The 25,106-nt window shown below is 68.4% G+C and carries 28 protein-coding genes; 16 read left to right on the top strand and 12 right to left on the bottom strand.

From position 1 onward, the window contains the following. Window positions 1-72 precede the first annotated feature (72 nt). Entirely contained in the window at window positions 73-372 is a 300-nt protein-coding gene (locus VYI76_RS02935; RefSeq protein ID WP_326523277.1) for an integration host factor subunit alpha, read from the top strand. An 11-nt stretch (window positions 373-383) separates the two neighbouring features. After that, window positions 384-737 carry a MerR family transcriptional regulator gene (locus VYI76_RS02930; RefSeq protein ID WP_326523276.1) on the top strand — a complete coding sequence of 118 codons (354 nt, stop codon included), beginning with the start codon at window positions 384-386 and terminating at the stop codon, window positions 735-737. A 181-nt stretch (window positions 738-918) separates the two neighbouring features. Here VYI76_RS02930 and VYI76_RS02925 read toward each other — a convergent pair whose 3' ends face one another. The 4 genes from VYI76_RS02925 to VYI76_RS02910 all read right to left on the bottom strand — a co-directional run bounded on the left by VYI76_RS02925 (window position 919) and on the right by VYI76_RS02910 (window position 7,282). Next, the gene (locus tag VYI76_RS02925) at window positions 919-1,458 is read right to left on the bottom strand and encodes a SixA phosphatase family protein (protein WP_326523275.1); all 540 of its coding nucleotides are present in this window, start codon (window positions 1,456-1,458) and stop codon (window positions 919-921) included. Between the two features lie 137 nt (window positions 1,459-1,595). Next, entirely contained in the window at window positions 1,596-2,867 is a 1,272-nt protein-coding gene (locus tag VYI76_RS02920; protein WP_443018891.1) for a DUF445 domain-containing protein, read from the bottom strand. 46 nt (window positions 2,868-2,913) lie between these two features. Further along, window positions 2,914-6,066 carry an efflux RND transporter permease subunit gene (locus VYI76_RS02915; RefSeq protein WP_326523273.1) on the bottom strand — a complete coding sequence of 1,051 codons (3,153 nt, stop codon included), beginning with the start codon at window positions 6,064-6,066 and terminating at the stop codon, window positions 2,914-2,916. A 25-nt stretch (window positions 6,067-6,091) separates the two neighbouring features. Then, complete coding sequence (locus VYI76_RS02910) at window positions 6,092-7,282, bottom strand: efflux RND transporter periplasmic adaptor subunit (RefSeq protein WP_326523272.1); 1,191 nt, start codon at window positions 7,280-7,282, stop codon at window positions 6,092-6,094. A 226-nt stretch (window positions 7,283-7,508) separates the two neighbouring features. On the opposite strand from VYI76_RS02910, the gene VYI76_RS02905 reads away from it, so the two are divergent. Together VYI76_RS02905 and VYI76_RS02900 are read left to right on the top strand one after the other, a co-directional pair. After that, window positions 7,509-7,769 (top strand): GlsB/YeaQ/YmgE family stress response membrane protein, encoded by a 261-nt coding sequence (locus VYI76_RS02905; RefSeq protein ID WP_326523271.1) that lies wholly within the window; start codon window positions 7,509-7,511, stop codon window positions 7,767-7,769. A gap of 83 nt (window positions 7,770-7,852) precedes the next feature. Continuing rightward, a complete protein-coding gene (locus VYI76_RS02900; protein WP_326523270.1) occupies window positions 7,853-8,575 on the top strand; it encodes an SIMPL domain-containing protein in 723 nt (240 codons plus the stop codon). Between the two features lie 35 nt (window positions 8,576-8,610). Here VYI76_RS02900 and VYI76_RS02895 read toward each other — a convergent pair whose 3' ends face one another. The 8 genes from VYI76_RS02895 to VYI76_RS02860 form a co-directional block, all read right to left on the bottom strand. Next, on the bottom strand, window positions 8,611-9,363 hold the full coding sequence (locus VYI76_RS02895) for a FliA/WhiG family RNA polymerase sigma factor (protein WP_326523269.1): 753 nt from the start codon (window positions 9,361-9,363) through the stop codon (window positions 8,611-8,613). Further along, complete coding sequence (flhA, locus tag VYI76_RS02890; protein ID WP_326523333.1) at window positions 9,360-11,441, bottom strand: flagellar biosynthesis protein FlhA; 2,082 nt, start codon at window positions 11,439-11,441, stop codon at window positions 9,360-9,362. The genes VYI76_RS02895 and flhA overlap by 4 nt, the downstream gene beginning before the upstream one ends. A gap of 32 nt (window positions 11,442-11,473) precedes the next feature. Continuing rightward, on the bottom strand, window positions 11,474-12,355 hold the full coding sequence (locus VYI76_RS02885; protein WP_443018890.1) for a lytic transglycosylase domain-containing protein: 882 nt from the start codon (window positions 12,353-12,355) through the stop codon (window positions 11,474-11,476). 168 nt (window positions 12,356-12,523) lie between these two features. Then, the gene (locus VYI76_RS02880; RefSeq protein WP_326523267.1) at window positions 12,524-12,838 is read right to left on the bottom strand and encodes a flagellar protein FlgN; all 315 of its coding nucleotides are present in this window, start codon (window positions 12,836-12,838) and stop codon (window positions 12,524-12,526) included. Beyond that, window positions 12,825-13,121: a flagellar biosynthesis anti-sigma factor FlgM gene (gene flgM, locus VYI76_RS02875; protein ID WP_326523266.1), complete on the bottom strand. Its 297-nt coding sequence runs from the start codon at window positions 13,119-13,121 to the stop codon at window positions 12,825-12,827. Before flgM ends, VYI76_RS02880 begins: the two co-directional genes overlap by 14 nt. An 84-nt stretch (window positions 13,122-13,205) precedes the next feature. Beyond that, window positions 13,206-13,748, bottom strand: a complete 543-nt coding sequence (locus tag VYI76_RS02870; RefSeq protein WP_326523265.1) for a flagella basal body P-ring formation protein FlgA — start codon at window positions 13,746-13,748, stop codon at window positions 13,206-13,208. Beyond that, on the bottom strand, window positions 13,745-14,242 hold the full coding sequence (locus VYI76_RS02865; RefSeq protein ID WP_326523264.1) for a flagellar motor protein MotB: 498 nt from the start codon (window positions 14,240-14,242) through the stop codon (window positions 13,745-13,747). The genes VYI76_RS02870 and VYI76_RS02865 overlap by 4 nt, the downstream gene beginning before the upstream one ends. After that, window positions 14,239-14,895: a motility protein A gene (locus VYI76_RS02860; protein WP_326523263.1), complete on the bottom strand. Its 657-nt coding sequence runs from the start codon at window positions 14,893-14,895 to the stop codon at window positions 14,239-14,241. Before VYI76_RS02860 ends, VYI76_RS02865 begins: the two co-directional genes overlap by 4 nt. A 294-nt stretch (window positions 14,896-15,189) precedes the next feature. Here VYI76_RS02860 and VYI76_RS02855 point away from each other — a divergent pair, with 294 nt between their 5' ends. The 12 genes from VYI76_RS02855 to motA all read left to right on the top strand — a co-directional run bounded on the left by VYI76_RS02855 (window position 15,190) and on the right by motA (window position 25,044). Further along, on the top strand, window positions 15,190-15,537 hold the full coding sequence (locus tag VYI76_RS02855; protein ID WP_443018889.1) for a flagellar basal body rod protein FlgB: 348 nt from the start codon (window positions 15,190-15,192) through the stop codon (window positions 15,535-15,537). A 6-nt stretch (window positions 15,538-15,543) separates the two neighbouring features. Beyond that, a complete protein-coding gene (gene flgC, locus VYI76_RS02850; protein WP_326523262.1) occupies window positions 15,544-15,954 on the top strand; it encodes a flagellar basal body rod protein FlgC in 411 nt (136 codons plus the stop codon). A 3-nt stretch (window positions 15,955-15,957) separates the two neighbouring features. Continuing rightward, window positions 15,958-16,638 (top strand): flagellar hook assembly protein FlgD, encoded by a 681-nt coding sequence (locus tag VYI76_RS02845; RefSeq protein WP_326523261.1) that lies wholly within the window; start codon window positions 15,958-15,960, stop codon window positions 16,636-16,638. 33 nt (window positions 16,639-16,671) lie between these two features. Then, window positions 16,672-17,973, top strand: coding sequence for a flagellar hook protein FlgE (locus VYI76_RS02840; protein ID WP_326523260.1), 1,302 nt, complete (start codon window positions 16,672-16,674; stop codon window positions 17,971-17,973). Window positions 17,974-18,002: 29 nt separating this feature from the next. Then, window positions 18,003-18,752 (top strand): flagellar basal-body rod protein FlgF, encoded by a 750-nt coding sequence (flgF, locus tag VYI76_RS02835; RefSeq protein ID WP_326523259.1) that lies wholly within the window; start codon window positions 18,003-18,005, stop codon window positions 18,750-18,752. Between the two features lie 22 nt (window positions 18,753-18,774). Then, window positions 18,775-19,563, top strand: coding sequence for a flagellar basal-body rod protein FlgG (flgG, locus tag VYI76_RS02830; protein WP_326523258.1), 789 nt, complete (start codon window positions 18,775-18,777; stop codon window positions 19,561-19,563). A gap of 113 nt (window positions 19,564-19,676) precedes the next feature. After that, the gene (locus VYI76_RS02825; protein WP_326523257.1) at window positions 19,677-20,321 is read left to right on the top strand and encodes a flagellar basal body L-ring protein FlgH; all 645 of its coding nucleotides are present in this window, start codon (window positions 19,677-19,679) and stop codon (window positions 20,319-20,321) included. Between the two features lie 11 nt (window positions 20,322-20,332). Further along, entirely contained in the window at window positions 20,333-21,427 is a 1,095-nt protein-coding gene (locus VYI76_RS02820; protein WP_326523256.1) for a flagellar basal body P-ring protein FlgI, read from the top strand. Continuing rightward, window positions 21,424-21,777, top strand: coding sequence for a rod-binding protein (locus VYI76_RS02815; protein ID WP_326523255.1), 354 nt, complete (start codon window positions 21,424-21,426; stop codon window positions 21,775-21,777). The genes VYI76_RS02820 and VYI76_RS02815 overlap by 4 nt, the downstream gene beginning before the upstream one ends. Continuing rightward, complete coding sequence (flgK, locus tag VYI76_RS02810; RefSeq protein WP_326523254.1) at window positions 21,774-23,123, top strand: flagellar hook-associated protein FlgK; 1,350 nt, start codon at window positions 21,774-21,776, stop codon at window positions 23,121-23,123. Before VYI76_RS02815 ends, flgK begins: the two co-directional genes overlap by 4 nt. A gap of 12 nt (window positions 23,124-23,135) precedes the next feature. After that, the gene (gene flgL, locus VYI76_RS02805; protein ID WP_326523253.1) at window positions 23,136-24,044 is read left to right on the top strand and encodes a flagellar hook-associated protein FlgL; all 909 of its coding nucleotides are present in this window, start codon (window positions 23,136-23,138) and stop codon (window positions 24,042-24,044) included. Between the two features lie 136 nt (window positions 24,045-24,180). Further along, entirely contained in the window at window positions 24,181-25,044 is an 864-nt protein-coding gene (gene motA, locus VYI76_RS02800) for a flagellar motor stator protein MotA (protein WP_326523252.1), read from the top strand. Window positions 25,045-25,106: the final 62 nt, after the last annotated feature.

The following is a 25,106-nucleotide window of genomic DNA, read 5'->3' as shown; positions in this document are numbered from 1 at the left end:
TAAAAGGCGTCTTTGCGCGACTCGCGGGCCTGTGCTAGCTTCGCGTTTCGCAAGGGGGGACGAGACGCGACCATGCCAGATGCCGGAACGCTGACCCGTGCCGATCTTGCCGAGGCGCTGCATACGCAGGTCGGCCTGTCGCGCGCGGATTCCGCGAAGTTCGTAGAGCAGATTCTCGCCCACATGTGCGAGGCGCTGTCGAACGGCGAGAACGTCAAGATTTCCGGTTTCGGCAGCTTCATCTTGCGCGACAAGGGCGAACGGATCGGCCGCAATCCCAAGACCGGGGTGGAAGTGCCGATCGCACCGCGCCGCGTGCTCACCTTCCGCGCCAGCCAGATGATGCGCGACCGCATCGTGGCGGCCGGGTAGGGATTGAGGGCATGGCCGCGCCGGACAAGGCGGCGGACGCCTTCCGGACGATAGGGGAACTGTCTCGCGAGACGGGCATCCCCCAGCATATCCTGCGCTATTGGGAAACGCGTTTCCCCCAGCTCAAGCCGCTGCAACGCGCGGGCAACCGTCGCTATTACCGGCCCGAGGACGCCGCGCTGGTGCGCCGCATCCAGACGCTGCTCGACCAGGAAGGCTATACGATCCGCGGCGTCCAGAAGCTGCTGGGCAGTGAGGGACCGGCCAAGCCGGCGGGCGGCGGTAGCGGAGGCGGCGGACGCCGCAGGACCGCGCTGCTCGAAATCCGCGATGCGCTGGCGGCGGCGCTGGAGGATGATCGCTGACGCCCCGGCCGGCGGAACCGATCGACGTCACTTACATGGCTGCAAGCAGGGCGGGCCCGGCGGCGGCCGCGCGCCATCGACGGCGACTGCCGTAGCGCGCCGCGCGTCGAACGAGGGATCGGCGCGAGACCCACCCGTCGGCGCTTTCCTTCGGGAACGGGGAGTTGAAACTCGGTTCCGCCTAGTCGTCCGGTCCGAGCGCGGCGTCAAGATCGCGCGGGCGGACGAATTCGATCAGCGTGCCGCCGCCCATCGCGACATCGGCCCAGCGATCAACCGCGAAACGCATCACGGCGACGCTGGCGGTGGGAAACTTGTCCTCGACATCGCCGCGCCGGGGGCTGGCGGGGCCGGGCGGCACCAGCGCGAGTACCAGCTCCTCCAGCCCCGGATTGTGACCGACCAGCAGCAGGCGGCCGACACCGTCGTCCTGTTCGTGCACGACATCGACCAGCGACGCCACCGACGCCAGATACAGCCGCCGGTCCCATTCCGGTGTGAACGCCGCGCCATAGCCGCGCCCGACGTGATCCAGCGTCTCCACGACGCGCACGGCGGGCGAAGCGACGACGCGATCGAACACCAGGTCCATCGCGCGCAGATTGCGTCCCACGACCTGCGCGGCGCGCTGTCCCTTGGCGTTCAGCGGTCGGTCGAAATCGCGCAGCGCGGGGTCGTCCCAGCCCGATTTCGCATGGCGCAGCAGCGTGAGGCTCTTCATGGTCGCGGCATCACCATCCGGTCTTGGCACAGCAGGATCGGACGCGACGAGCCGCCGGCCCCCGCATCCCGCCCGACTGATGCCACGCCGCGCGCGGCGCGTCCAATCCGATGCGCGGGGATCGCGCTGGATCGCTCCTAGGACAACAGCACGCCGACCGCGTGGATGCTGATGCCGACCAGCCCGCCCACCAGGGTGCCGTTGATGCGGATATACTGGAGGTCGCGGCCGACCGCGTTCTCCAGCCGGCCGGTGATGGTCTGTGCGTCCCAGCCGCGGATCGTGTCGCTGACCAGCCGGACGATGCCGTCGCCGTAATCCGACGCGGCACCCACCGCCGCGCGGCGGACGAAACGGTTGATCGTGTGGGCAAGCGCGGGATCGCGCTGCAGCGTCTCGCCAAGCTGGCGCAGCGCCTCGCCGAACTTACCGGCCATCAGGCTGTCGGGGTCGCGCGCGGCGCGCAGCATCGCGGTGCGCGCCTGGTCCCACACCCCCTGCCACCACTGCGTCAGGGCGGGATTGTCGAGCATGTCGTTCTTGAACGCCTCGACCTTGGCGCGCGCCGCGGAATCGCGCTGCAGGTCCATCGCCAGCGTCGCAAGGCCTTCCTCCGCCTTCGCGCGCAACGGATGATCGGGGTCTTCCGCCATCTCGAGCAGCAGATTGTACAGCCCGTCGAGGATCGCATTGGCCAAGGTCTCGTCGAGCCCGGTCCAGCGCAGAATGGTGCCGGCCTTGGACGAGATCATCTCGCGCAGGATCGGCTCGTTCGCCTCGATCGTCTTGCCGGCCCAGCGCACCACCGAATCGATCAGCGGCTGGTGGCGGTTCTGAACGATCGCTGCCTGGAGCGCCTTGCCGAGCAGCGGCGATATCTCGATCTGGCGCAATTGCCCGGCGATCGCGGCGCGCACCATCCCGCCCAGCCGCTCCTGATCGAGCGATTCGAGCATGTCGGAGGCGAGGCGCGATGCGCCGCGGCGTAGCCGCCCCTGGCCCAGGCCGCTCGCGTCGCTCAGCCAGCGTCCGGCCGCGCCGGCCACGTCGATCCGCTGCATCCGCCGCGCGACGACGCGCGGTATCAGGAAATTCTCGCGCAGGAACTGGGCGAGTGTCGTCGCGATGCGATCCTTGTTGCGCGGCACGATCGCCGTATGGGGAATCGGCAGGCCGAGCGGGTGGCGGAACAGCGCGGTCACCGCGAACCAGTCGGCCAGGCCGCCGACCATCGCGGCCTCGGCGAAGGCGCGGACGAAGGCGATCGCGGGATGCACATCCTCGTTGGTGCGCGCGACAATGTAGACACACGCCATCAGCACCAGCAGGCCGGTGGCGAGGATGCGCATCCGGCGGAGCGCGGGGGGAACGGCGCCCCCTGGTCGCAAGGGCACGGATATGGCGGCCATCGCCGAAACAATCCCCGAAACCGGGGATTGTTCAAGGGGCAAACGGTTATTCGGCAGGATGCGGCTCGTCACCACGGCGATCGGAGATCCGCGCGGGCGGGCGACCGAGACGCGGCTCGTCGGGCGACGGCCCGTCGATCACCGGACTGCCGTCGTCGCCGGGGCGATAGGTCAGCAGGCGCCGGCTCAGTCGCGGCCCGATCCAGCGTTCCAGGCCCACCGCCAGGCTGAAGCTGGCCGGCACGATCAGCAGCGTCAGGATCGTCGACAGGATCAGGCCGCCGATCACCACCACGCCCATCGGCTGGCGGAACGATCCGTCGCCCGACAGCGACAGCGCGGTCGGCACCATGCCGGCGACCATCGCCACCGTCGTCATCACGATCGGCTGCGCACGCTTGTGCCCGGCATCGATGATCGCCGACATCTTGTCGACGCCCTTGTCCATCTCCTCCAGTGCGAAATCGATCAGCAGGATCGAGTTCTTGGCGACGATGCCGAGCAGCATCAGCATGCCGATGTAGACCGAGAGCGAGACCGGCATGCCGCACAGCCACAACCCGATCAGTCCGCCGAGGGGGGCGAGCATCAGCGACCCCATGTTGACGAACGGGGCCATCACGCGGCGGTAGAGCAGCACCAGGACCGAGAAGACCAGGAAGATGCCGGCGAGCACCGCGCCGACGAAATTCTGGATCATCTCCGCCTGCTGCTTCGATTCGCCCAGCTTCAGCTCGTTCACGCCGATCGGAAGGTCGCTCATCGCGGGCAGCGCGCGAATCTTCTTCATCGCCTCGCCGGAAACTTCGCCCGGCGCCAGATCCGCGCCGATGGTGATGCGGCGCTGCTGCGCGGTGCGGTCGATGCGCGTCGGGCCGGCGCCGAAGCCGATGTCGGCCACCACCTTCAGCGGTACCGATCCACCGGTCGAGGTCTGCACCGGCAGGTTCTCGATCGTCGACAGCCGCTGGCGCGCGTTCTGGTTGAGCGCGACACGGATCGGAATCTGGCGATCGGACAGCGAAAAACGCGCCGAATTCTGGTCGATGTCGCCCAGCGTCGCGATGCGGATCGCGCTCGACAGCGCCGCCGTCGTCACGCCCAGGCTGGCGGCCAGGTCGAGCCGCGGCCGGATGGTGATCTCCGGCCGTTGCAGATCGCCGGTGATGAGCGGGTTGCGAACGGTGGGCAGGCCGCGCATCTGTTCGACGATCGCGACGGCCGCCGCGTTCAGGGCCACCGGATCGCTGCCGCCCAGCGTGATGGTCAGCGCACGGCCCGATCCGCCGCCCCAGCCGCCCGCCCGGAAGGAAACGCGCGCATCGGGGATTTCCGCAAGCTGCGGGCCGACCTGGCGCTGGAACTGGAAGCTCTTGAGCTTGCGGTCTTCCTTCAGCTTGGCGGTGACGCGGCCCTGGCCGACGAACGCACGGGTATAGACCTGTTCGACGTCGGGCTGTGCCTTCAGGATCGCGGCGGTACGCTGGACGATCGCGTCGGTCTGGAGCAGCGTCGATCCGGGCACCAGCTCGACGATCGCGGTGACGGAATCATTGTCCTCCTCGGGCAGGAAGGTGTTGGGCAGCACCATGAACATACCGACGGTCGCCAACAGCGCGGCGACCCCGCCGACGATTGCCGACCAGCGGTGCAGCAGCGTCCAGCGCAGCACCTTCATATACTGGTCCATCATCCAGCCCTCGCCGTGGCTGGCATGGCCCTTGGCCTTCAGGAAATAGGCCGCGATCATCGGCGTGAGCAGGCGCGCGACCGCCAGCGACATGAGCACGGCGGCGACGACGGTCAGGCCGAAATTCTTGAAGAACTGGCCCGACACGCCCGGCATCAGGCCGACCGGCAGGAACACCGCGACGATCGACATGGTGGTGGCGAGCACCGCTACGCCGATCTCGTCCGCCGCGTCGATCGATGCCTGATACGCCGATTTGCCCATGCGCATGTGGCGGACGATGTTCTCGATCTCGACGATCGCGTCATCGACCAGCACGCCGGCGACAAGGCTCAAGGCGAGCAACGTCATCTGGTTGAGATCGAAGCCGAGCAGTTCCATGAACCAGAAGCTGGGGATCGCCGACAGCGGGATGGCGAGCGCGGAGATGAACGTCGCCCGCCAGTCGCGCAGGAACAGGAAGACGACGAGTACCGCGAGCACCGCGCCCTCGCCCATCGCCCACATCGCGACCTTGTACTGGCTCTCGGCATATTTGGAGTAGTTGAACAGCAGGTCGAACTGCACTTCCGGGTTGCGCTTCTGGAGATCCTCCAGCTTCTTCTGCGCCGCCTTGAACACGGTGACGTCGGACGCGCCCTTGGCGCGCTGGAAGTCGAAGCTGAGGATCTGGCGGCCGTCGGCGGTAGCGAGCGAGCGCTGCTCGGCATAGAGATCGCGGACCTCGCCGATGTCGGCGAGGCGGACCGAGCGACCGCCGACCGAAATCTGGGTCTGGCCCAGCGCATAGGCGTCGCGCGCATTGCCCAGCACGCGGACCGACTGTTCGGATCCGGCGATCTCCGCCCGGCCGCCCGCCGCGTTCAAATTGACCTGGCGCAGCGCCTGGTTCACCTGGCTCGCCGTCAGCCCCTGCGCCTGGAGCCTCAGCGGATCGAGGATCACGCGGATCTCGCGGTTGACGCCGCCGTTGCGATCGACCGCCGCCATGCCGGGTACCGACAGCAATTCCTTCGACACGGTGTTGTCGATGTACCAGCTGAGCTGTTCGAGCGTCATCGACGACGTCGATGCGGTGAAGCTGGCGACGTCGTTGCCGGACGTGTTGATGCGGCCGATCTGCGGCTCCAGGATGCCGTCGGGCAGGTCGCCGCGGATCTGCTGTACCGCATCGCGGATGTCGTTGACCGTGCGGTCGATCGGTGTGCCGATGTCGAGTTGGACGACGGTCTGCGAATTACCCTCGGTCACCGTCGAGTTGATCTCGTCGATGCCCTGGAGCGAGCGCACCGCCGCCTCGACGCGCTGGGTCACCTGGGTTTCCAGCTCTGTCGGCGCCGCGCCCGGCTGGCTGATCGAGATGAACGCGACCGGGAAATCGATGTCGGGCTGGTTGTTCACGTCCATGCGGCTGAAGCTGACCAGCCCCATGATCGTCAGGAACAGGAACAGGACGATGGGCGGCACCGGATTTCGGATCGCCCAGGCGGAGATGTTGCGGAAACCCATCGTCGTCGTTCCTTCGGTTCCGGCCTCAGCGCGAGGCCTGGAGCTGCGGCTTGACCGTCTGGCCCGGGTTGAGGAACGCGCCGGCCGACAGCACCACCCGCTCAGTCCCGGTCAGGCCGCTGGCGATCGACACGCCCGCGTCGGACACTTCGCCCACCCGTACGTCGCGGCGCTGCGCCTTGTTCTGGGCATCGACGATATAGACGAAATTGCCCTTGCCGTCGCTCATCACCGCCGATTCGGGCAGCATCGGTGCCTCGACGCCGCCCACCGCGATGCTGGCGCTGGCGAAACCGCCCGGGCGCAGTGCCGGATTGTAGCTGAGCGCGATGCGCGCGATGCCCTGGCGGGTCTGCGGGTCGATGATCGGCGACACCTGCCACACCTGGCCGGCGAATGCCTCGGTCGAGCCGACCGGCGTCACCTGGCCGGTCATGCCGGCGCGGACGCGGGCGAGATCGGTTTCGGCGAGCTGCGCGCGCATTTCCATCTGCCCGCCCGATGCGATGCGGAACAGCTGGCCCGAGCCCGAGCTGACGATCTGGCCGGGCTCGACGCCGCGCGTCAGCACCAGCCCGTCGGCGGGGCTGCGGATGTCGAGCCGGCGGTTGCGCGCGCGCGTTTCCGCCAGCTGGGCGTCGGCGACGCGGACGCGCGCGGCGGCCTGGTCGCGCGCGGCTTCCTTGCGCTGCAGATCCGCCTTTGACACGAAGCCGCGATCGACCAGGCTCTTCGCGCGATCGAGCTCGGACTGGGCGAGCGCGGCGTCGGCGCGGGCGACGCGGGTCTGTGCCTCCAGGCTGGCGGCGGTCTGCGCCTGCACCGACCGGTCGATCGTCGCGAGCACCTGGCCGGCGCTCACCCAGCTGCCGGGTTCGACCAGCACGCGCGTCACCATCCCGCCTTCGCCGGCGATGCCGACCGGCATTTCGCGGCGCGCGGCGATGGTGCCGGTGCCGGTGACCGCGGTCGCCACCGCGGAACGGCCGGGCACCGCGACCGTCACGGTCGGCACCTGTTGCGCGCCCTTCTTGGCCGCCGCCGTATCTCCGCCGCTGCCGCCCCCGCGCAGGAAATATCCCCCGGCAAGCAGCGCGACCACCAGCGCGATCATCGCGCCGATCATGATCCACCGCCGGCTGCCGCCGGGGCGGGCGTTCTCGTCGGTCAGCGCGTAATGCGTGTCGTTACCCGTCATGCTGCTCTCGTAATTCATCTGCCGCACCCCTGGCCCGCGTTCCACGCGGGGAACGTCGCCAAGTGCTGTATTATCTGAATAAGTCACCAAGCTCAAGCCGGGTGCTAAAAGTGTCGGCGCGGCTAGCGGAAAAGGGGCCGGTCCGCCAGCGCCGCGAACGTTCCGTCAAAGAAATGCTTGCGTCGCTGCGGCGTCGGCGCAACGCTGGGGACCAGGCGCGGAAACGGCGCCGATGGAGGGATCGATGGCGGAGCGCACGTTCCTGGGCTGGCTGCTGATCGGGCTCGTGGCCGGGCTGCTCGCGAAGCTGCTGGTGCCGGGGCGCGACCCCGGCGGGTTCGTCGTCACCGTGCTGATCGGCATCGCCGGCGCGCTGCTCGCCGGATTCGTCGCCGAAGGCGCCGGAGTGGCGATCGCCGATGGCTGGACCAGCTATGGCGCGGCGACGCTCGGCGCGATCGTCCTGCTGCTGCTCTACCGGGTGGTGATCGCGCGGCGACGCTGAACGGCGGCGAACAGGATCGTTCATCGCGCGTTGCCGCGCCGCCGCTAGGTGCGGCCTCGACGAACAACAGGAGGTTTCCCCACATGACGAAGATCGCTCTCGCCACTCTCGCCGCCGCTGCCGCCGCCGCGGCGTCTCCCGCCGTGGCACAGGTCGCGGCGCAGCCGGTGGCGATGATCGACGGCACGCTGCTCGATGTCGCGGCGACCGGCAAGACGAGCCGGGTGCCCGATATCGCGACGATTCGCGCCGGCGTGGTGACGCAGAGCGCGACCGCGGCGCAGGCGCTGGCCGACAATGCCCAGCGCATGGACCGCGTGCTGGCGGCGCTCAAGTCGGCGGGCGTCGCCGATCGCGACGTCCAGACCTCGCAGATCGCGCTCCAGCCGCAATATCGCTACGCCCAGAACGAGGCGCCGGTCATCACCGGATATCAAGCGGCGAACAACGTGTCGGTGCGGTTCCGCGACATCGCCAGGAGCGGCGCGATCCTGGATGCGCTGGTCAAGCAGGGCGCCAACCAGATCGACGGCCCAAACCTGTCGATCGACAAGCCCGAGGCGGCCCAGGACGAAGCGCGGACCGACGCCGTCGCCACGGCGCGCGCGCGGGCCGAACTCTATGCCAGGGCCGCCGGGCTGCGCGTCGATCGCATTCTGTCGATCAGCGAGACGGGCGACTATGTCGCGTCGCCGCCCCCGATGCTGATGGCGCGGGCCAGCATGTCCGACGCCGCCGAGAGCAAGATCGCCGCCGGCGAACAGGATGTGACGATAACGGTCAACGTCCGCTTCCTGCTGAAATAGGCCGGGGCCGCAAACCCCAGTAACAGGTCCTGACCCTAGCCGGGTCGGCGCTGCAGCGCCTTCTTCAGCCGGTCGTGCGCCGATTTCTTGATCTGGCACACGCGCGCGGCGCCGACCTCCAGCACCTGGCCGATCTCCTCGAGGTTGAGCTCCTCGACATAATAGAGCTGGATCACCAGCTGCTCGCGTTCGGGTAGCGAGGCGATGGCGGCGATCAGCGTGTCGCGCTGGTCCGATTCGGCGAGCAGGTCGAAAGGTGATGGATCGTCGGACGCGAACCACGGCCCGTCGTCGGTGTAGACGTCGTCGACATTCTCGAAGCGGACCGGTTCGGCGGTGGCGTAATCGGTGCGCAGCTTCTCCAGCGTCACCCCCAGCTTCTCGGCGACGTCGAGATCGTCGGGCCGGCGACCGCTCGCGTCCGTCATCGATGCGATCGTATCGTGGTACAGCTTGCGGCGCTTCATCGCGCCGCGGGTCAGCGTCGCCTGGCGGCGCAGTTCGTCGATCATGCTGCCGCGCACGCGGGTCAGCAGATACTGCTCGAACGTCACCTGCCCGCGATCCTCGAAGCTGGCCTGCGCCTCGACCAGCGCAACCAGGCCGATCTGGACGAGATCCTCGACATCGACCGCCGACGACATGCTGCCGTGGACGTGCCACGCGACGCGGCGGACCATCGGCAGGTGCTTGCGCACCAGCGCGTCCATGTCCGCGCCGGCGCGCGGGCGCGGCGAATAGGTCAGCGGCGTGCCGGCCGCGGGCACGATGCGGCTGTGAAAGCTCATGCGGGCACCATCTGGGGGTTGCCGGCCAGCGCCGGGGCGGGTTCGGGCGCGCCGATCACGGCGACGACCTCGACCGACTTGTCCTCGGGGACTTCGAAGAAGCTCATGACGGGGGTATCCGGCAGGATGGATCGGATCAGCTTGCGCATGGCGACGCGGATCGCGGGCTGGACGACCAGCGCGAACGGCTTGGCCTCCGCGACCAGGGGCTGCGCGGCGCGCTGCATCGCGTCGGCGATGCGGCGGCCCAGGTCGGGCTCGATCGCGTGGCGGCGCGCGGGATCGTTGCGCACCGCCTGGCCGAGCAGCGCCTCGAGCTGCCCCTCCAGCGTCATCACGCGCAACGGCTCGCGCACGCCGCACAGCTTCTGGACGATCAGCGCGCCCAGATCGGGCCGGATCAGCTCGACCAGTTCCTCGGCATCGCCGGTCTTCTGCGCCGCGGTGGCGAGGGCGGCGGCGATGCGGCGGAATTCCTTCAGCGGCACGCCTTCGGCGAGCAGCGCGCGCAACACCTGCGTCAGCACGGTCAGCGGCATCGGTTGCGGGCACAGCGCGGCGACCAGGCTGGCCGAGCGTTCCTTCAGCCCGTCGAGCAGCGCCTGCACCTCGTCCGGGCCGAGCAGGTCCGATGCGTTGGTCAGCAACTGCTGGTTGAGGTGGGTGGCGATCACCGTGCCGGCATCGACCACCAGATAGCCCGCGCCGGTGGCGGCATCGGCGTCGGCGGCGGAGATCCACACCGCGTCCAGCCCGAAGGTGGGATCCTTGGCCTGCTTGCCCGACAGGTGGCCAACCGCCTGGCCGGTGTCGAGCGCCAGCATCTCGTCGGGCGAAACCTGATCCTCGCCGACGACGACCCCGCCGATGACGATGCGATAGGTATAGGGCGGCAGGTTGATGTCGTCGCGCACGCGCACCTGCGGCACGACGAACCCCAGTTCCTTGCTGAGCTGGCGGCGTACGCCGGTGATGCGGCCCATCAGCGGGCTGCCCTTGCGTTCATCGACCAGCGGCACCAGCCCGTAGCCGATGTCGAGCATGACGTGGCAGCCGTCGGTCACCTCGTCCCAGCCGATCTTCGACAGGTCCTGCGCCTCGGCGGCGATTTCCTCGACCGGCGCCGGGCGGTCGGCGGCCTTTTTCAGTTGCCACGCGGCATAGCCGGCGACCGCGGCCATCGGCAGGATGATGAGCGACGGCATGCCCGGCACCACGCCCAGCACCGCCAACGCGGCGGCGACGGGAATCCAGGTGCGGTGGCTGGCGAACTGGCTGCCGATCTGGCCGGCCAAATCCTGCGACGAGGTGACGCGGGTGACGATCGCGGCGGCGGCGATCGACAGCATCAGGCCCGGCAGCTGGGCGACCAGCGCGTCGCCGACCGCGAGCACGATATAGGTCTGCGCGGCTTCCTTAAGCCCCAGCCCGTGCGAAACGGTGCCGAGGATCAGGCCGCCGATGATGTTGACCGCCAGGATCAGCAGGCCCGCGATCGCGTCGCCCTTCACGAATTTCGACGAACCGTCCATCGACCCGTAGAAATCGGCCTCGGTCGCGACCTCGACACGGCGCGCGCGCGCTTCGTCGGGGGTGATGAGGCCGGCATTCAGATCGGCGTCGATCGCCATCTGTTTGCCGGGCAGGGCGTCCAGGGTGAAGCGCGCCGACACTTCGGACACGCGGCCCGCGCCCTTGGTCACCACGATCAGGTTGATGATGACCAGGATCGAGAACACGAAGAGGCCGACGACATAGTCGCCGCCGATCAGGAAGGTGCCGAATGCCTCGATGACGTGGCCGGCCGCCGCCTCACCCTCATGCCCCTTGCCCAGCACGACGCGCGTCGAGGCGACGTTGAGCGCGAGGCGGAACAGCGTGGCGAAGAGGAGGACGGTGGGAAAGGACGAGAAGTCGAGCGGCTTCTGCGCGTTGAGCGCGACCATCAGCACCGCGAGGCTGATGACGATATTGGTGATGAAGAACACGTCGAGCAGGAAGGCCGGGATCGGCACGACCATCAGCACGACCAGCAGCAGCATCGACGCCGGCAGCGCGACGCTGCGCAGCGCCGGCATCGCATTGCCCGGCAGGAACGGTGCCGACGCCATCAGACGTTACCCCCGAGCTGCGCGAGCATCAGATATGCCAGGCGCGCATTCTCGGGGTTGGGACGCATCAGGTTGATCGCGGTGGCCGATGCCGCCTGGGTGCGGCCGCCGCCGGCGAACTGTTCGAGGGTGGAGGCGAGCCACTGGCGGTCGCCGGCTTCCGCCTCGCTGCCCAGCACCACCTCCATGCCCGGTTCGAGCCGGAAAGCATCGACAGCACCGCTGGCCAGGCCGGTCGCGCCGGAGGCCGCCGCGCCCTTATCGAGCTTGTTGGCGAAGCGGCTGTAGACCTCGGTCAGCGAGCGCGGGATGCCGTTCCGGTCGTAGAACACGTTGCGGTTGGCACCGGCGGCAGCGGGAAACAGCGACGCGGCGCTGCGGCCGGGGCTGGAGTCCATCGCCGACAGGAACTTCTTCGCCCCGCCGATGCCCAGGAAATGCGCCATGTACAGGTCGGTGCCGGTCACGTCGCGGCCCAGGCTGGTCGCCAGCGCGTCCTTGTTGTCCGAAGCATGTTCGGCCGCCATCAGCGATGCGGCGGTGGGATCGTTGCGCAGGTTCAGGATCGACTGGCGGACGGCCGGGTCACTGACGACGAACTTGCCCGATGCCGTCTGGCGGATCGCGTCGGATGCCCAGCCCATGCCGTGGGTGCCGCCGTGCTGTTTGACGACGCCCAGCCAGCTCTGTTCGATGAACTGGTACAGGCCGCGCGCCGACGACGTCGTCGCGCGTGCGCCGGCGTTCAGGCCGCTTTCGACCTGCGCCTGCCCCAGCAGATAGTTGAAATCGATTCCGGTGCGCTGGCTGGCGAGCTGGATGGCGTTCTGCACGCCGGCCTTCCCTGCCGTATTCAGTCGCGAAAGTGTCGGAACGGTCATCGAACGCTTGCCTGAAACCCCTGGTCAGGGTCATTTCAGCAAGAGGCGTGCCAGAACGGGATTTTTCTCAATACCGTTCGCCCCGAGACTGTCGAAGGGCCGTCCTTCCAAGGGCCGGGGACGCTGGCGGAGAGAAAGAAGGGCAGGGCTCAGCCCGAACGGACTATGTCAGGCGTAGGCCGCAGCCCCCTGAGCGCGGTAGGCGGGGGTGTCCGAACCGGCAAGAACCTGCAGGCGGCGGCGGACATTTGCCGCCATCAGGTTGACGTAGACCCGGCAGGTCTCGTTCAGCCGGTTCGCCTCGCGGGCCAGTTCCTCGATATCGCCCGACGGCGCTTCGTCGCCGCACGCGGCGACCTGGTCGATGTGGCGCAGCTTGCGCGCGGTCGCGGTTTCCAGCCCCGCGATGTCGTTGGTCTTCAGCGCGTCGATCTCGGCGTGGAGCGCCTCGATCACGCCGATCAGCGCGTCACGCCGGCTCATTGGGGTTCCATTCGAGCTTCAGCGCGAGCAGCCGGTCGGCGATCGTCGACGGGATCAGCGGGAAGCTGCCGTCCTGGATCGCCTTCTTGATCTTGGCGACGCGCTCGACGTCCACCGGCGGCGCGGAGGCTGCGGGCTTGGTCAGCGCCTGCAGGCTCGACGGGGCGGCCTGCGCCTGGACCTGCTGGGTCGCGGGCTGCGGGACCTGCACCGCCGACGCCGGGGCCACGGCCGCCAGGGGGCGGCTCGCGCTGACTGTCTTGATACCGACCGGATCCACCATGGTTTCCGTCCTCGAATTCCTGCTTCGTCGACTGCAAGAACGACCCCTGAACGAAAAGCTTTAGAAAAAATTTTGTGAGCGCGGTTAACGGTCCCAGCCGGGCAGGGTGGCGCGGCCGGTGTCCAGCGCCACCGCCTGGATCGGCGGCTTGGCGGGATCGATGCGCACCATCAGCCGCTCTCCGGGCGCGGCATCGCCCATCGCCACGCCGTCGCGGGTGATAGAAAAGCCGCCGTTGCCGGCCTCCACGGTGATCGGGTCGCCGCGCTTGATGACCGGTGCCGCCCTGGCGGCGGGCACCACCGGCGCGACGGCTGCCGCCGCGACGACGGTGGGGCGCGCGGCCAGGGGGGGCATCTTCACCGGAACGAAGATGCGCCAGCGCGGGGCCTCGCACGTCACCACCACGGCATCCTGCGTCGCCGCGCGCCAGTCGAGCTGGGGCAAGGGGCAGGCGGCAAGCTTCAGCCGGGCGTCGACCGCGGTGCGCGCGCCGCCCTCGGCGCCGATCGGCTGGCCGGTGAAGGCCTGCACCGCGACGTCGATCGCGGTCGTGTCCTGATAGCGGATCTGCGCCGTGGCTGTGGCGGGCGCCAGCGCGGCGAGGATGAGGAGCGGACGGATCATGGTGTTTCCCCTGCGAAACCTAGGGTGAGCTGGACGGCGCGGCCGGCGCCGGGTCGGGTCTCTATCGCGATGCGGGCGCCGGGTGCCTCCGCGGCGATCCGCGCGGCGACGGCACGGGCGCGGTCGGCGGCGAGGATCACGGCAGATCCGGTGGCGGGATCGACATCGGCGGGCGAGCCGTCGGTGCCGCCGGCCACGCGGATTTCGGTGCGCGGATCCTGCACGGTCGCGCGCACCCAGCCGCCGATATCGGCGGGGGGCAGCGCGGCGGAGCCGGGGGCGAAGCCGCTCACCACATTGGCGTCGACCGCCATCGGCGCCTCGGCCGCCATGCCGAAGCCCTCGCGCATCGCGCCCGCGATCTGGGTCGCGTCGAATTTGGTATTGGCCTGGAGGAACACGAAGAAGCCGACCAGCAGCAGCATCACATCGGCGAGCGTGATGAGCCAGATCGGCCGCTTCGCCTCGTCCTCCAGAAGCTGGTCGGGCGTCATGCCGCGGTCCTCTGCGTCTGCGGCAGTTCGCGGTCGGCCAGCGCGGCGAGCGGGGCGGCGAGCCGGCCGCGCTCGATATATTCCGCGCGCGCGAGGCGCTTCAGCCGCGTCGCGACCGGCAGGCAGACGAGGTTGCCGATCAGCGCGCCATAGAGTGTCGCCAGCACCGCGATCGCCATCGCATGGCCGATCACGGCCGGATCGGTCATCGAGGTGAACAGGCGGACCAGCCCGATCAGCGTGCCGACCATGCCCATCGCGGGTGCCAGCTCGGCGGCGCCGGCCCACATGTCGGCGGCGGCGCGCTGGCGTTCGAAGCGGGCGGTGCGGCGGTCGTCGATGATATGGGCCACCTTCGCGCCGTCGGCGCCATCGACGATCGCGTGGATCGCGGCCTCGACGTCGGCGTCGCGGATCACCGAACGGTCGAGCTGCATCACGCCGTGGCGGGCGGTGATGCGCGTCAGCGCGTCGACCTGCGTCACCAGGGCACCGGCGTCGAACGGCTTGCGCGCGAGACAGCCGATCGCGGCGATCCCGCGAAAGAGGTCGCGCGACGGCGTGCGCAGCAGCGTCGCGGCGACGGTGCCGCCCCCGACGATCGCGAAGGCGAGCGGATCGAGAAACGGCGCGAGGGCGGAAGCGAGTGTCATCGCGCTCGCATGTGCAAGGGGCGTGCCACCCCGGTCCGGTCGCCTTGAGCCTGTCGAAGGGCCGTCCCTCTGGATGCCGCTCGTCCTGCGCCCGGAAGAATGGGCTGGGCTTCGACAGGCTCAGCCCGAACGGATTTGGATCGAACCCCCCGGCAATCCCCTGCCGAAACCGGCAATCCCTTGCCGCTTCCCTCTGCCGCCGGCGGCAAGCGGGGGCAAAAGCCGCATTTGGCACGGTCCCTGCAAAGCATCGTTCGTAATCGCGGGTCCGCCCGCTTCGCAAAGGGCCACATCATGGCTGAGGACAGACTTTTCGGGGTGCATGGCGCGGCGCTCGCGGTGCGCTCGCAGCGCATGGGCGTGCTGGCGTCGAACATCGCGAACGCCTCGACGCCGGGCTACAAGGCGAAGGACATCGATTTCTCCGCCGCGCTCAAATCGGCGGCGGCGGGATCGGTCGACGCCGGCATCGCGGCCAGCACCCGATACCGCATCCCGACGCAGATGAGCATGGACGGCAACACCGTCGAGCTCGCGACCGAGCAGACCGCCTTCGCGGAAAACGCCATCGCCTATCAGACCACGCTCGCGTTCCTGAACGGCCGCATCGGCACGCTCACCCGCGCGTTGAAGGGGGAGTAAGCCCGCATGGCCGACAATCCCATGAACATCTTCCAGGTCGCCGGGCGCGCGATGTCCGCGCAGCTGGTGCGGATGAACACCACCGCGTCGAACCTCGCCAACGCGGGCGGCGTCGCGACCACTGCCGATGCCGCCTATCGCAGCATCAAGCCGGTGTTCCGCACCCAGTTCGACGCGGTCAGCGGCATGTCGACGGTCAACGTCGAGCGTGTCGTCACCGCCGGCGAGGAACCGACCAAGCGCTACGATCCCGGCAATCCGCTGGCCGATGCCGAGGGCAATGTCTGGGAGAACGCGGTCGACGAGACGCGCGAGCTGGTCGACATGCTGGAAAGCGCGCGCACCTACCAGAACAACGTCGAGGTCATGCAGACCGCCAAGACGCTGATCGCCGACACCCTCAAGCTGGGACGCTGATAGATGGCGACTTCCTTTGATACCACGATGGCCAAGCTGGGCATCAGCCGCACCGGCGCGAACGCCAACGGCCCAAGCCGCGGCCTGGGCGACATGAACCAGGCCGATTTCATCGCGCTGATGACGGCGCAGATGAAGAACCAGGATCCGTTCGAGCCGGTCGACAACACCCAGATGGTCGCCCAGCTCGCGCAATTCTCGTCGCTGGCGGGCATCAGCGAAATGGGAACCACGCTCAAATCGATCGCCGAGAAGCTGAACAAGACGGGTGCGTCGGAGGCCCTCGCCTATGTCGGCAAGACCGTGCTGACCGAAGGCAAGACCGCCTATCCGCGCACGATCGGCGGCTTTGCCGGTGCGGTCGAGCTCGATGCCGCGGCGACCAACGTCCACCTGAGCATTGCCACAGCCAACGGCGAGGTGGTGCGCACCGTCGATCTCGGCAGCCACGCCGCCGGCACGATGGAATTCGACTGGGACGGCACCGACAATGCCGGTGAGCCGGTCGAGGGTGGCCCCTTCACCATCACCGCGATGGCAAAGGACGGTGCCGCGACCGTCGGCAGCCGCACCCTCGTCTGGGCACCGGTCACCTCCGTCTCGATGCCAAGCGGCTCGGACCCCGTCCTCACCCTGGCCGGCGTCGGCCAGATCAAACCCTCGGCGGTCCGCCAGGTCGCCTGATCCCCTTCACGATATCACCCAAGGAGCAGCCCCATGTCGTTCTACACCTCGCTTTCCGGTCTCCAGGCCTCGCAGACCGAGATGTCGACCATCTCGCACAACCTCGCGAACGTCTCGACCAACGGCTTCAAGAAGAGCCGCACCGAATTCGCCGACGTGATGGCGTCGAGCGTCAGCATGTCGCCGACCCAGATGATCGGTTCGGGCACGGTCGTGAAGGCGATCCGCCAGCAGTTCGGCCAGGGCGCCTCGCAGCAGTCGACCAATGCGCTCGACATGATGATCTCTGGCGAGGGCTTCTTCGCGGTCAAGCCCGACCCCAATTCGGCCAAGGTCGCGTTCACCCGCAACGGCGGTTTCTCCGTCGATGCCAACCGCTTCGTCACCGATTCGAACGGCGGCCACCTTCAGGTCTATCCGGTCGACGGGTCGGGCACGGTCGTTGCGACCGGCCTCGATTCGACGATCAACCTGCGCCTGCCGCCGACCAGTGGCACGCCCAAGCCAACCGAGGTCGTCAGCCTCGCGGTGAACATGTCGGCCAACGCGTCGGTGCCGAAGGACAACGCGATCTTCAACACCACGACCAATCCCTACGCGTTCGACCGCTTCAATCCGGCGACCTACAACAACTCGTCGCAGACGACGGTCTATGACGCGGTCGGCAACGCGACGACGATGACCAACTATTACGTCCGCGACACCGTTTCGACCGGCTCCGGCTCGTCGAGCAACTGGAACGTCTATACCTTCATCGGCGACCAGCAGATGACGGTGGCCGGCTCCTCCAATCCCACGGTGCTGACCTTCGACAGCTCGGGCGCGATGACCGCGCCGTCGAGCGCCATCGGGTTCGACGCCTATACGCCCGCCGGAACGACGACGCCGCAGCAGGTCACGCTCGACTTCGGCACCGCGACGACCCAGCTCGGCCAGCCCTTCGCCAAGCTCGCCGAGACGCAGGACGGCCGCGCGGTCGGCCAGCTCGAAGGCGTCAGCGTCGGCGAGGACGGCATCGTCCGGGCCAGCTTCTCGAACGGCGACACCCAGGCGCTGGGCAAGGTCGTGCTGGCGAACTTCGCCAACCCGTCAGGCCTGCGCCAGCTTGGCAACAGCTACTGGACCTCGACCGGCGTGTCGGGCGAGGCCCGCCTGGGCGAGGCCGGCGCCAACGGCTTCGGCAGCCTGATGTCGGGCGCGATCGAACGGTCGAACGTCGACATCACGGAGGAACTGGTCGGCCTGATCGCCGCGCAGCGCAACTTCCAGGCGAACGCCAAGAGCCTCGAGACCTCCAGCCAGATCTCGCAGACCATGCTCAACATGCGCAACTGATCGCTGAACGGACGTAGGAGGCACGCGCGATGGACCGGATGGTCTACACCGCCCTCAGCGGGCTCAAGGGGCAGATGGCCGCCCAGGCGTCGATCGCGAACAACATCGCGAACGCGTCGACCACCGGCTTCCGCGCCGACCGGGTCGCCTTCCAGCAGATGATGCTGAAGGGCGGCGAGGGCCACGCGTCGCGCGCGCCGACTGCCGAAGAGGTGCTCGACGCCGATCGCCGCGCCGGCACGATCATGTCCACCGGCCGCGATCTCGATATCGCCATCCCCGGCACGGCCTGGATGGCGGTGCAGGCGACCGACGGACAGGAAGCCTATACCCGCCGCGGTGACCTGAGGATCACCGAATCGGGCGTGCTGGAAACCGGCGACGGTTTCCCGGTGATGGGGTCGGGGGGCCCCATCACCGTGCCGCCCGCGCAGAAGGTGATGATCGCCGACGACGGCACGATCTCGATCCTCGCGATGGGCGCCGAACCCGGCAGCGCGCCGCAGGAAATCGACCGTATCAAGTTCGCCAGCCCGGACGGGTCACAGACCGTGAAGGGCCTCGACAACCTGCTTCACGTGCGCGGCGGCGGGGTGCTGCCCGACGACATGGACGCCAAGATCCAGGTCGGCGCGCTCGAAGGGTCGAACGTCAACCTGACGCAGGCGCTGGTCGACATGATCGAGAACCAGCGCAGCTACGAGGTGCAGGCCAGCCTGCTGAAGGAAGCCAAGTCGATGGACGAAAGCTCCGCCTCGCTCATGCGGCTTCCGGGCTGATAGAATTTCAAGGAGATAACAGATGGGTTCCGCCGCTCTCCATATCGCCCGCACCGGGCTCGACGCACAGGACACGCGGATGCGCGTGATCTCGAACAACCTGGCCAACGTGAACACGACCGGGTTCAAGAAGGATCGCGCCTCGTTCGAGACGCTGGCCTATCAGGTCGTCACCGCGCCCGGTTCCAGCAGCACGCAGGAAACGCGCTACGCAACCGGGCTCAACCTCGGCACCGGCGTGCGTGTGCAGGGAACGATGCGCATCGAGACACAGGGCGCGCTCCAGACGACGGGCAACTCGCTCGACATGGCGCTCGACGGCGACGGCTATTTCCAGGTCCAGTTGCCCGGCGGCCAGCTCGGCTATACCCGCGCCGGCAATTTCACCCGTTCGCCCGAGGGGATGGTGGTGACCAGCGAGGGCTATCAGCTGATGCCCGGCATCACCGTGCCCGAAGGGACGACCGCGATCACCGTCGGCACCGACGGCACCGTCTCCGCGACGGTGCCCGGCCAGACGGACGCGACGCAGATCGGCCAGGTCCAGATCGCCAGCTTCGCCAACCCGGCCGGGTTGCAGGCGCTGGGCGACAATTACCTGATGGAAACCGGCGCCAGCGGGGCCGCGAACCTGGGCATCGCCGGCCAGGACGGCCGCGGCAAGATCCGCCAGGGCATGCTCGAGGGGTCGAACGTCAACGTCGTCGCCGAACTGGTCGACATGATCGAGACGCAGCGCGCCTACGAGGTCAATTCGAAGATGATCTCGGCGACCGACGAGATGCTCAAATACATCAACAACAACCTGTGAGGCGGACGGTGACGCTTTTCCCGCATCGTTCCCCGGCGCAGACCGGGGCCCAGTACCGGACCGGTCGCAACTGGACCCCGGCTTTCGCCGGGGCACTGGCTTGCGTCGCCGTCTTGGCCGCAGGCCCGGCGCATGCCGGCGTGTCCGGCAAGAAGAAGGCCGCGCCGCCGCCCGAATACCGCACCGTCTATGCGGCGCCCGCGGCTCCTGTCGCGGTGCCCGCCAACGGTGCGATCTTCCAGGCGTCGCAGGGCTATGGCGGCCTGTACGAGGGCGCTCGCGCCCGCGCCGTCGGCGATCCGCTGACGATCGTGCTGGTGGAGCGGACGCAGGCGTCGAAATCCTCCGGCAGCAAGCTCGATTCGGGCGGCGGCTTCGGCATCACGCCGCCGTCGACCGGCAATCTTTCGCTGTTCAAGCCGAGCGATGCGTCGATCAGTGGCAACCGCAACTTCGCCGGGGCCGGCACCGCCGACCAGGCCAACGCGCTGTCGGGAGAGATCAGCGTGACGGTGGCGGAGGTGCTGCCCAATGGCACGATGATCGTCCAGGGCCAGAAGACGGTTACGCTCAACCGCGGCGACGAGTTCGTCCAGGTGCGCGGCGTCGTGCGGGCGGCCGACATCGACGCCAACAACCGCATCCTGTCGACCCGCGTGGCCGACGCGAAGATCGCCTACACCGGCCGCGGCGACGTCGCCCGCGCCGGACGCCAGGGGTGGCTCAGCCGCTTCTTCCAGGTCGTCAGCCCGTTCTGAGGATATCCAGCATGATCCGTTTCCTCCTCACCGCGCTCGCCGCCCTGCTCGTCGCCGGCCCCGCGCATGCCGATCGCATCAAGGATCTGGGCAATTTCCAGGGCATCCGTACCAACCAGCTGACCGGCTACGGCGTGGTCGTGGGCCTGCCCGGCACGGGCGATGACAATCTGGAATATACCGTCCAGTCGATGAAGGGCGTCACCTCGCGGCTGGGGCTCCAGCTGCCGCCGGGCGTCAATCCGGGGCTGAAGAACGCCGCCGTCGTGATGGTCACGGCCGAGCTGCCCGCCTTCGCCAAGCCGGGGCAGAGGCTCGACATCACCGTGTCCTCGATGGGCAAGGCTAAGTCGCTGCGTGGCGGCACGCTGATCCTGACCCCGCTCTACGGCGCGGACAGCCAGATCTATGCGATGGCGCAGGGCAATCTGGCGGTCGGCGGCCTTGGCGCACAGGGCGCGGACGGGTCGAAGATCGTCGTCAACATCCCCTCGTCGGGCCGCATCCCGGAAGGGGCCACGGTCGAGCGCGCGGTCGATACCGGCTTCGCGACCGCGCCGACGCTGACTTTCAACCTCGCGCGCGCGGATTTCACCACGGCGCAGAATGTCGCGGGCGCGATCAACGCGCGCTACGGTGCCGGCGTCGCGCGGGCGACCGATGCGGTGTCGATCGCCGTCACCGCGCCGGCCGGGGCCGACGTGCGCGCCCAGCTGATGAGCGCGATCGAGAACCTGGAAGTGACCTCGGCGGAGGCGCCGGCGAAAGTAATCGTAAATGCGCGCACCGGAACGGTCGTTATCAACAGCGCGGTGCGCGTCAGCCCCGCGGCGGTAACACATGGTAAACTTACCGTTCGTATTGATGAATCCCAGCGCGTGGTGCAGCCCGCGCCGCTCTCGAAGGGCGAGACGGCGTTGGAGCGGCAGAGCACGCTGAGTGTCGAGGAAGAGAAGCGCCCGATGTTCCTGCTCGAGCCCGGACCCCGGCTGGCCGATGTCGTCAAGGCGGTGAACGCGATCGGCGCGTCGCCGGCCGACCTCGTCGCCATCCTGGAAGCGCTCAAGCAGGCCGGCGCGCTGAAGGCGGAGCTGATCGTCCTGTGACGCGGATTCCCGCCTCCAGCCTGCCCGTCACGGGCCTCGCCGGTGCGGCCGGCGGCGTGTCGACCGACACGTCGCGGCTGACGTCGCGCGAGAATCTGGACAAGGCGGGCGAACGCTTCGAGGCGATCTTCACCGGCATGATGCTGAAATCGATGCGTCAGGCCAAGCTGGGCGACAGCCTGTTCGACAGCAAGGCGGGGCAGCAGTTCCGCGACATGTTCGACACCCGCCTGGCCGAAAGCATGGCGACCAGCGCGCCGATGGGCATCGGCCGCGCCGTCACCGAATTCCTCGCCCGATCGCAGGAAAATCTGGCGGAAACGCCCGCTGACGGGAACGCGAAGCCATGAGCGACCTGCTGAACATCGGCGCGAGCGGCGTGCGATCGTACCAGACCGCGCTCGGCACGACGTCCGAGAATATCGCCAACGCCAACACCCCCGGCTACTCGCGGCGCACCGCGAGGATCGAGGAGGTGGGGCGGACCAATTCGATCGCCATCGGCCAGACGATCAAATTGTCGGGCAGTGGATCGCACGTCACCGGCGTCGTCCGCGCGAGCGATAATTTCCGCCAGGCGGAGGTGCGCTCGACCGGGTCGGACTTCGCCCGGACCGCGACGGGGGTGGCATGGATCGACCGGATCGAGGGCGCGCTCGTCGGCAACCAGCTCAGCGACCGGCTGACCCAGTTCTTCACCTCGGCCAAGACCGTCGCCGCCGATCCCGCCGCCACCGCGCCGCGCACAGTGTGGCTGGAGGATGCCGCGTCGCTCGCCGCCGGGTTCGCCAGCACCGGCCGCGCGCTGGGGGCGGCGGCGGTCGAGGTCGACCAGCAGGGCAAGGACGCCGCGCAACGGCTTACCGACCTGTCGGCGTCGCTCGTCCGCGTCAACCAGGGGCTGTCGCGTGCCGCCAATGGCTCCGCCCCGCAGGCGCAGCTGCTCGACGAACGCGATCGCGTGATCGAGGAGATGAGCCAGCTCGTCGACGTCGCGGTGGCGATCGATTCCTATGGCCGCGCGACGGTGCGTGCCGGCGGCAACACCGGGCCGGTGATCGCCGACGTCGAAGGCTCGGCGATCGTCGGCTTCACCAGCAACGCCTCCGGGGCGGTATCGATCTACGCCTACCGCAATTCGACGACCTCTTCGATCGCACCGCAGGGCGGGATGCTTGCCGGGCTGGTGGACGGCGCCGGCCGGATCGCGGCGGCGCGTGACCGGCTGGATGCGATCGCGACCGATTTCGTTTCCCAGATCAACGATTTCCAGGCGCAGGGCCGCACGCTGACGGGCGTGGCGGGGGCGCCGATGTTCGCCGTCGGAACGTCGCCGACCGACATCTCCGTCGCGCTGACCGACGCGCGCGGCATCGCCGCCGCGGCGGTGGGCGAGGGCACGCGCGGCAACGGCAACATGACCGCGCTGGCCGAACTCCGTGTCGATGCCGGCTGGGAATCGTCGTTCGACGACATGACGACCGAGAACGCCGCGCTGCTCGCCACGCGCCGTGCGGTGCAGACGGCGCAGGGATCGATCCATTCGGCGGCGCTGGCCGCGCGCGATTCGGTGACCGGCGTCGATCTGGACGAGGAAGCGGTGAACCTGATCCGCTTCCAGCAGGCGTACCAGGCGTCGAGCCGCGTGATCCAGGTCGCGCGCGACATCCTCCAGACCATCATCGATATCCGGTAAAAGGCCGCTCGCATGTCCCTTCGCGTCGCCACCTCGCTGCAATATGACCGTCTCCGCGACCGGATGGGGGCGCTCAGCGTTCGCGCCGACACGCTCAACAACCAGCTCGCCACCAACAAGCGCATCCAGGCGCCGTCGGACGACGCGGCGGGCTATCGCGCGCTCACCGCGCTCAAGCGCGCCGGTGCGGAAGCCAAAGCCGAACTGTCGAACATCGATCTCGCCAATTCCGTGCTCGACGCGACCTCGACCGCGCTCGGCAGCATCGAGGCGCAGCTGACCCGCGTGCGCGAAATCGCGATCAACGCCGGCAGCGCGACGTTGAGCCCCGACCAGAAACAGGCGCTCGCGGTTGAGCTCGACGTGATCGTCGAGGATCTGCTGCGTATCGCCAACACCTCCGATTCGCGCGGCAATCCGCTGTTCTCGGGTGCCAACATCGAACGCCCCTATGTGCGGCAGGGCGACGGCACGATCAGCTTCACCGGTGGCGGCGAGGCAGGTGCGATCCCGATCGGCGACGGTCGCACGATCGTGGCGCACACCACCGGCTCGGCGATCTTCGACAATGTCACCGTCTCGGGCGGCGGCACCAGCGACATGTTCGCGATCGTCCAGGCGATGTCGACCGCGCTGAAGAACAATGCCGATATCGGCAACGCCAGCGGCGACGTGCAGTCGGCGATGACGCAGGTGACCAACGCCCGCGCATCGGTCGGCGCGCGCAGCGCCCGGCTGGAGCTCGAGCAGACCCGCCTGACCGATCTGGGCATCACGCGCGAAGCGGCGCGATCGGCGATCGAGGATACCGACGTCACCGCGACGATCACCGAGCTGCAGAAGACGCTGACGGTGCTGCAGGCGACCCAGGCGAGCTTCAGCAAGCTCACCTCGCTGTCGCTGTTCAACTATCTGCGCTGAGCCGACTGGTTCATTCCCGGTAAAATCGGGGCTTTTCGGTCGACCGCGTTAACCAAATCCCCACCCTCCGCCGTCACAAAGGATGGCAAATCGGCCGTTTACCGTGCCGCGTTTCGAACGGGGGTAGTCCTACGTCATGTTTCCAGCGATCGGCCTTGTCGTCCTGCTCGCGATGGTGTTCGGCGGCTTCGCGCTGACCGGCGGCGCGCTCGGCCCCGTCATGCACGCCGTCCCGCACGAAATGCTCATCATCGGCGGCGCCGCGGTGGGCGCGCTCATCATCGGCAATTCGGGCAAGGAATTGAAGGCGCTGGGCGGCGGCGTCATGAAGGTGCTGAAGGGGCCGAAGTACCGGAAGCAGGATTATCTCGACACCATCTTCCTCGTCAGCAAGCTGATGAAGATGCTGCGCGTCGATGGTCCGATCGCGCTGGAACCGCATGTCGAGGACCCCAAGTCCTCCGCCGTCTTCGCCGAATATCCCCGCCTGCTCGCCGACCACACGCTGGTGAACCTGATCGCCGATACGCTGCGCCTCGTCGTCGTCTCGTCGGGCACGCTCGATGTGCACGCGGTCGAGGAGGTGATGGATAACGCGATCAAGACCCATCACCACGAGGTGGAAGGGCCGCAGCACTCGCTCCAAGGTCTCGCCGACGCGCTGCCCGCGCTCGGCATCGTCGCCGCCGTGCTCGGCGTGGTGAAGACGATGGGGTCGATCGATCAGCCGCCGTCGATCCTGGGCGGGATGATCGGATCGGCGCTGGTCGGCACCTTCCTGGGCGTGCTGCTGGCCTACGGCATCGTCGGCCCGCTGGCCAATCGCCTCAAGCAGGTGATCGAGGCAGATGCCGCCATCTATCACGTTGTCAAGCAGATCATCATCGCCTCGCTCCACGGTCACCCGCAGCCGCTGGTGATCGAGGCGGCGCGTTCCGGTATCGCCCACAGCAACCAGCCGGGCTTCGGCGAGGTGTTCGACGGGCTGCGCGGGCGGTGATTGCGCAACCCACCCAATTTCCGTTCGTGCTGAGCCTGTCGAAGCACTGCTCTTCTCCTTCT

This window comes from Sphingomonas sp., assembly GCF_035910975.1.
Lineage (GTDB): Bacteria > Pseudomonadota > Alphaproteobacteria > Sphingomonadales > Sphingomonadaceae > Sphingomonas.
Note: the sequence above shows the minus strand (reverse complement) of the source record. Positions and strands in the feature narration are given on the sequence as shown.

Coding starts and splice junctions, on each gene's coding strand:
- VYI76_RS02935 (WP_326523277.1), top strand. CDS start 73: ATGCCAGATGCCGGAACGCTGACCCGTGCCGATCTTGCCGAGGCGCTG.
- VYI76_RS02930 (WP_326523276.1), top strand. CDS start 384: ATGGCCGCGCCGGACAAGGCGGCGGACGCCTTCCGGACGATAGGGGAA.
- VYI76_RS02925 (WP_326523275.1), bottom strand. CDS start 1,458: ATGAAGAGCCTCACGCTGCTGCGCCATGCGAAATCGGGCTGGGACGAC.
- VYI76_RS02920 (WP_443018891.1), bottom strand. CDS start 2,867: ATGGCCGCCATATCCGTGCCCTTGCGACCAGGGGGCGCCGTTCCCCCC.
- VYI76_RS02915 (WP_326523273.1), bottom strand. CDS start 6,066: ATGGGTTTCCGCAACATCTCCGCCTGGGCGATCCGAAATCCGGTGCCG.
- VYI76_RS02910 (WP_326523272.1), bottom strand. CDS start 7,282: ATGAATTACGAGAGCAGCATGACGGGTAACGACACGCATTACGCGCTG.
- VYI76_RS02905 (WP_326523271.1), top strand. CDS start 7,509: ATGGCGGAGCGCACGTTCCTGGGCTGGCTGCTGATCGGGCTCGTGGCC.
- VYI76_RS02900 (WP_326523270.1), top strand. CDS start 7,853: ATGACGAAGATCGCTCTCGCCACTCTCGCCGCCGCTGCCGCCGCCGCG.
- VYI76_RS02895 (WP_326523269.1), bottom strand. CDS start 9,363: ATGAGCTTTCACAGCCGCATCGTGCCCGCGGCCGGCACGCCGCTGACC.
- flhA (WP_326523333.1), bottom strand. CDS start 11,441: ATGCCGGCGCTGCGCAGCGTCGCGCTGCCGGCGTCGATGCTGCTGCTG.
- VYI76_RS02885 (WP_443018890.1), bottom strand. CDS start 12,355: ATGACCGTTCCGACACTTTCGCGACTGAATACGGCAGGGAAGGCCGGC.
- VYI76_RS02880 (WP_326523267.1), bottom strand. CDS start 12,838: ATGAGCCGGCGTGACGCGCTGATCGGCGTGATCGAGGCGCTCCACGCC.
- flgM (WP_326523266.1), bottom strand. CDS start 13,121: ATGGTGGATCCGGTCGGTATCAAGACAGTCAGCGCGAGCCGCCCCCTG.
- VYI76_RS02870 (WP_326523265.1), bottom strand. CDS start 13,748: ATGATCCGTCCGCTCCTCATCCTCGCCGCGCTGGCGCCCGCCACAGCC.
- VYI76_RS02865 (WP_326523264.1), bottom strand. CDS start 14,242: ATGACGCCCGACCAGCTTCTGGAGGACGAGGCGAAGCGGCCGATCTGG.
- VYI76_RS02860 (WP_326523263.1), bottom strand. CDS start 14,895: ATGACACTCGCTTCCGCCCTCGCGCCGTTTCTCGATCCGCTCGCCTTC.
- VYI76_RS02855 (WP_443018889.1), top strand. CDS start 15,190: ATGGCTGAGGACAGACTTTTCGGGGTGCATGGCGCGGCGCTCGCGGTG.
- flgC (WP_326523262.1), top strand. CDS start 15,544: ATGGCCGACAATCCCATGAACATCTTCCAGGTCGCCGGGCGCGCGATG.
- VYI76_RS02845 (WP_326523261.1), top strand. CDS start 15,958: ATGGCGACTTCCTTTGATACCACGATGGCCAAGCTGGGCATCAGCCGC.
- VYI76_RS02840 (WP_326523260.1), top strand. CDS start 16,672: ATGTCGTTCTACACCTCGCTTTCCGGTCTCCAGGCCTCGCAGACCGAG.
- flgF (WP_326523259.1), top strand. CDS start 18,003: ATGGACCGGATGGTCTACACCGCCCTCAGCGGGCTCAAGGGGCAGATG.
- flgG (WP_326523258.1), top strand. CDS start 18,775: ATGGGTTCCGCCGCTCTCCATATCGCCCGCACCGGGCTCGACGCACAG.
- VYI76_RS02820 (WP_326523256.1), top strand. CDS start 20,333: ATGATCCGTTTCCTCCTCACCGCGCTCGCCGCCCTGCTCGTCGCCGGC.
- flgK (WP_326523254.1), top strand. CDS start 21,774: ATGAGCGACCTGCTGAACATCGGCGCGAGCGGCGTGCGATCGTACCAG.
- flgL (WP_326523253.1), top strand. CDS start 23,136: ATGTCCCTTCGCGTCGCCACCTCGCTGCAATATGACCGTCTCCGCGAC.
- motA (WP_326523252.1), top strand. CDS start 24,181: ATGTTTCCAGCGATCGGCCTTGTCGTCCTGCTCGCGATGGTGTTCGGC.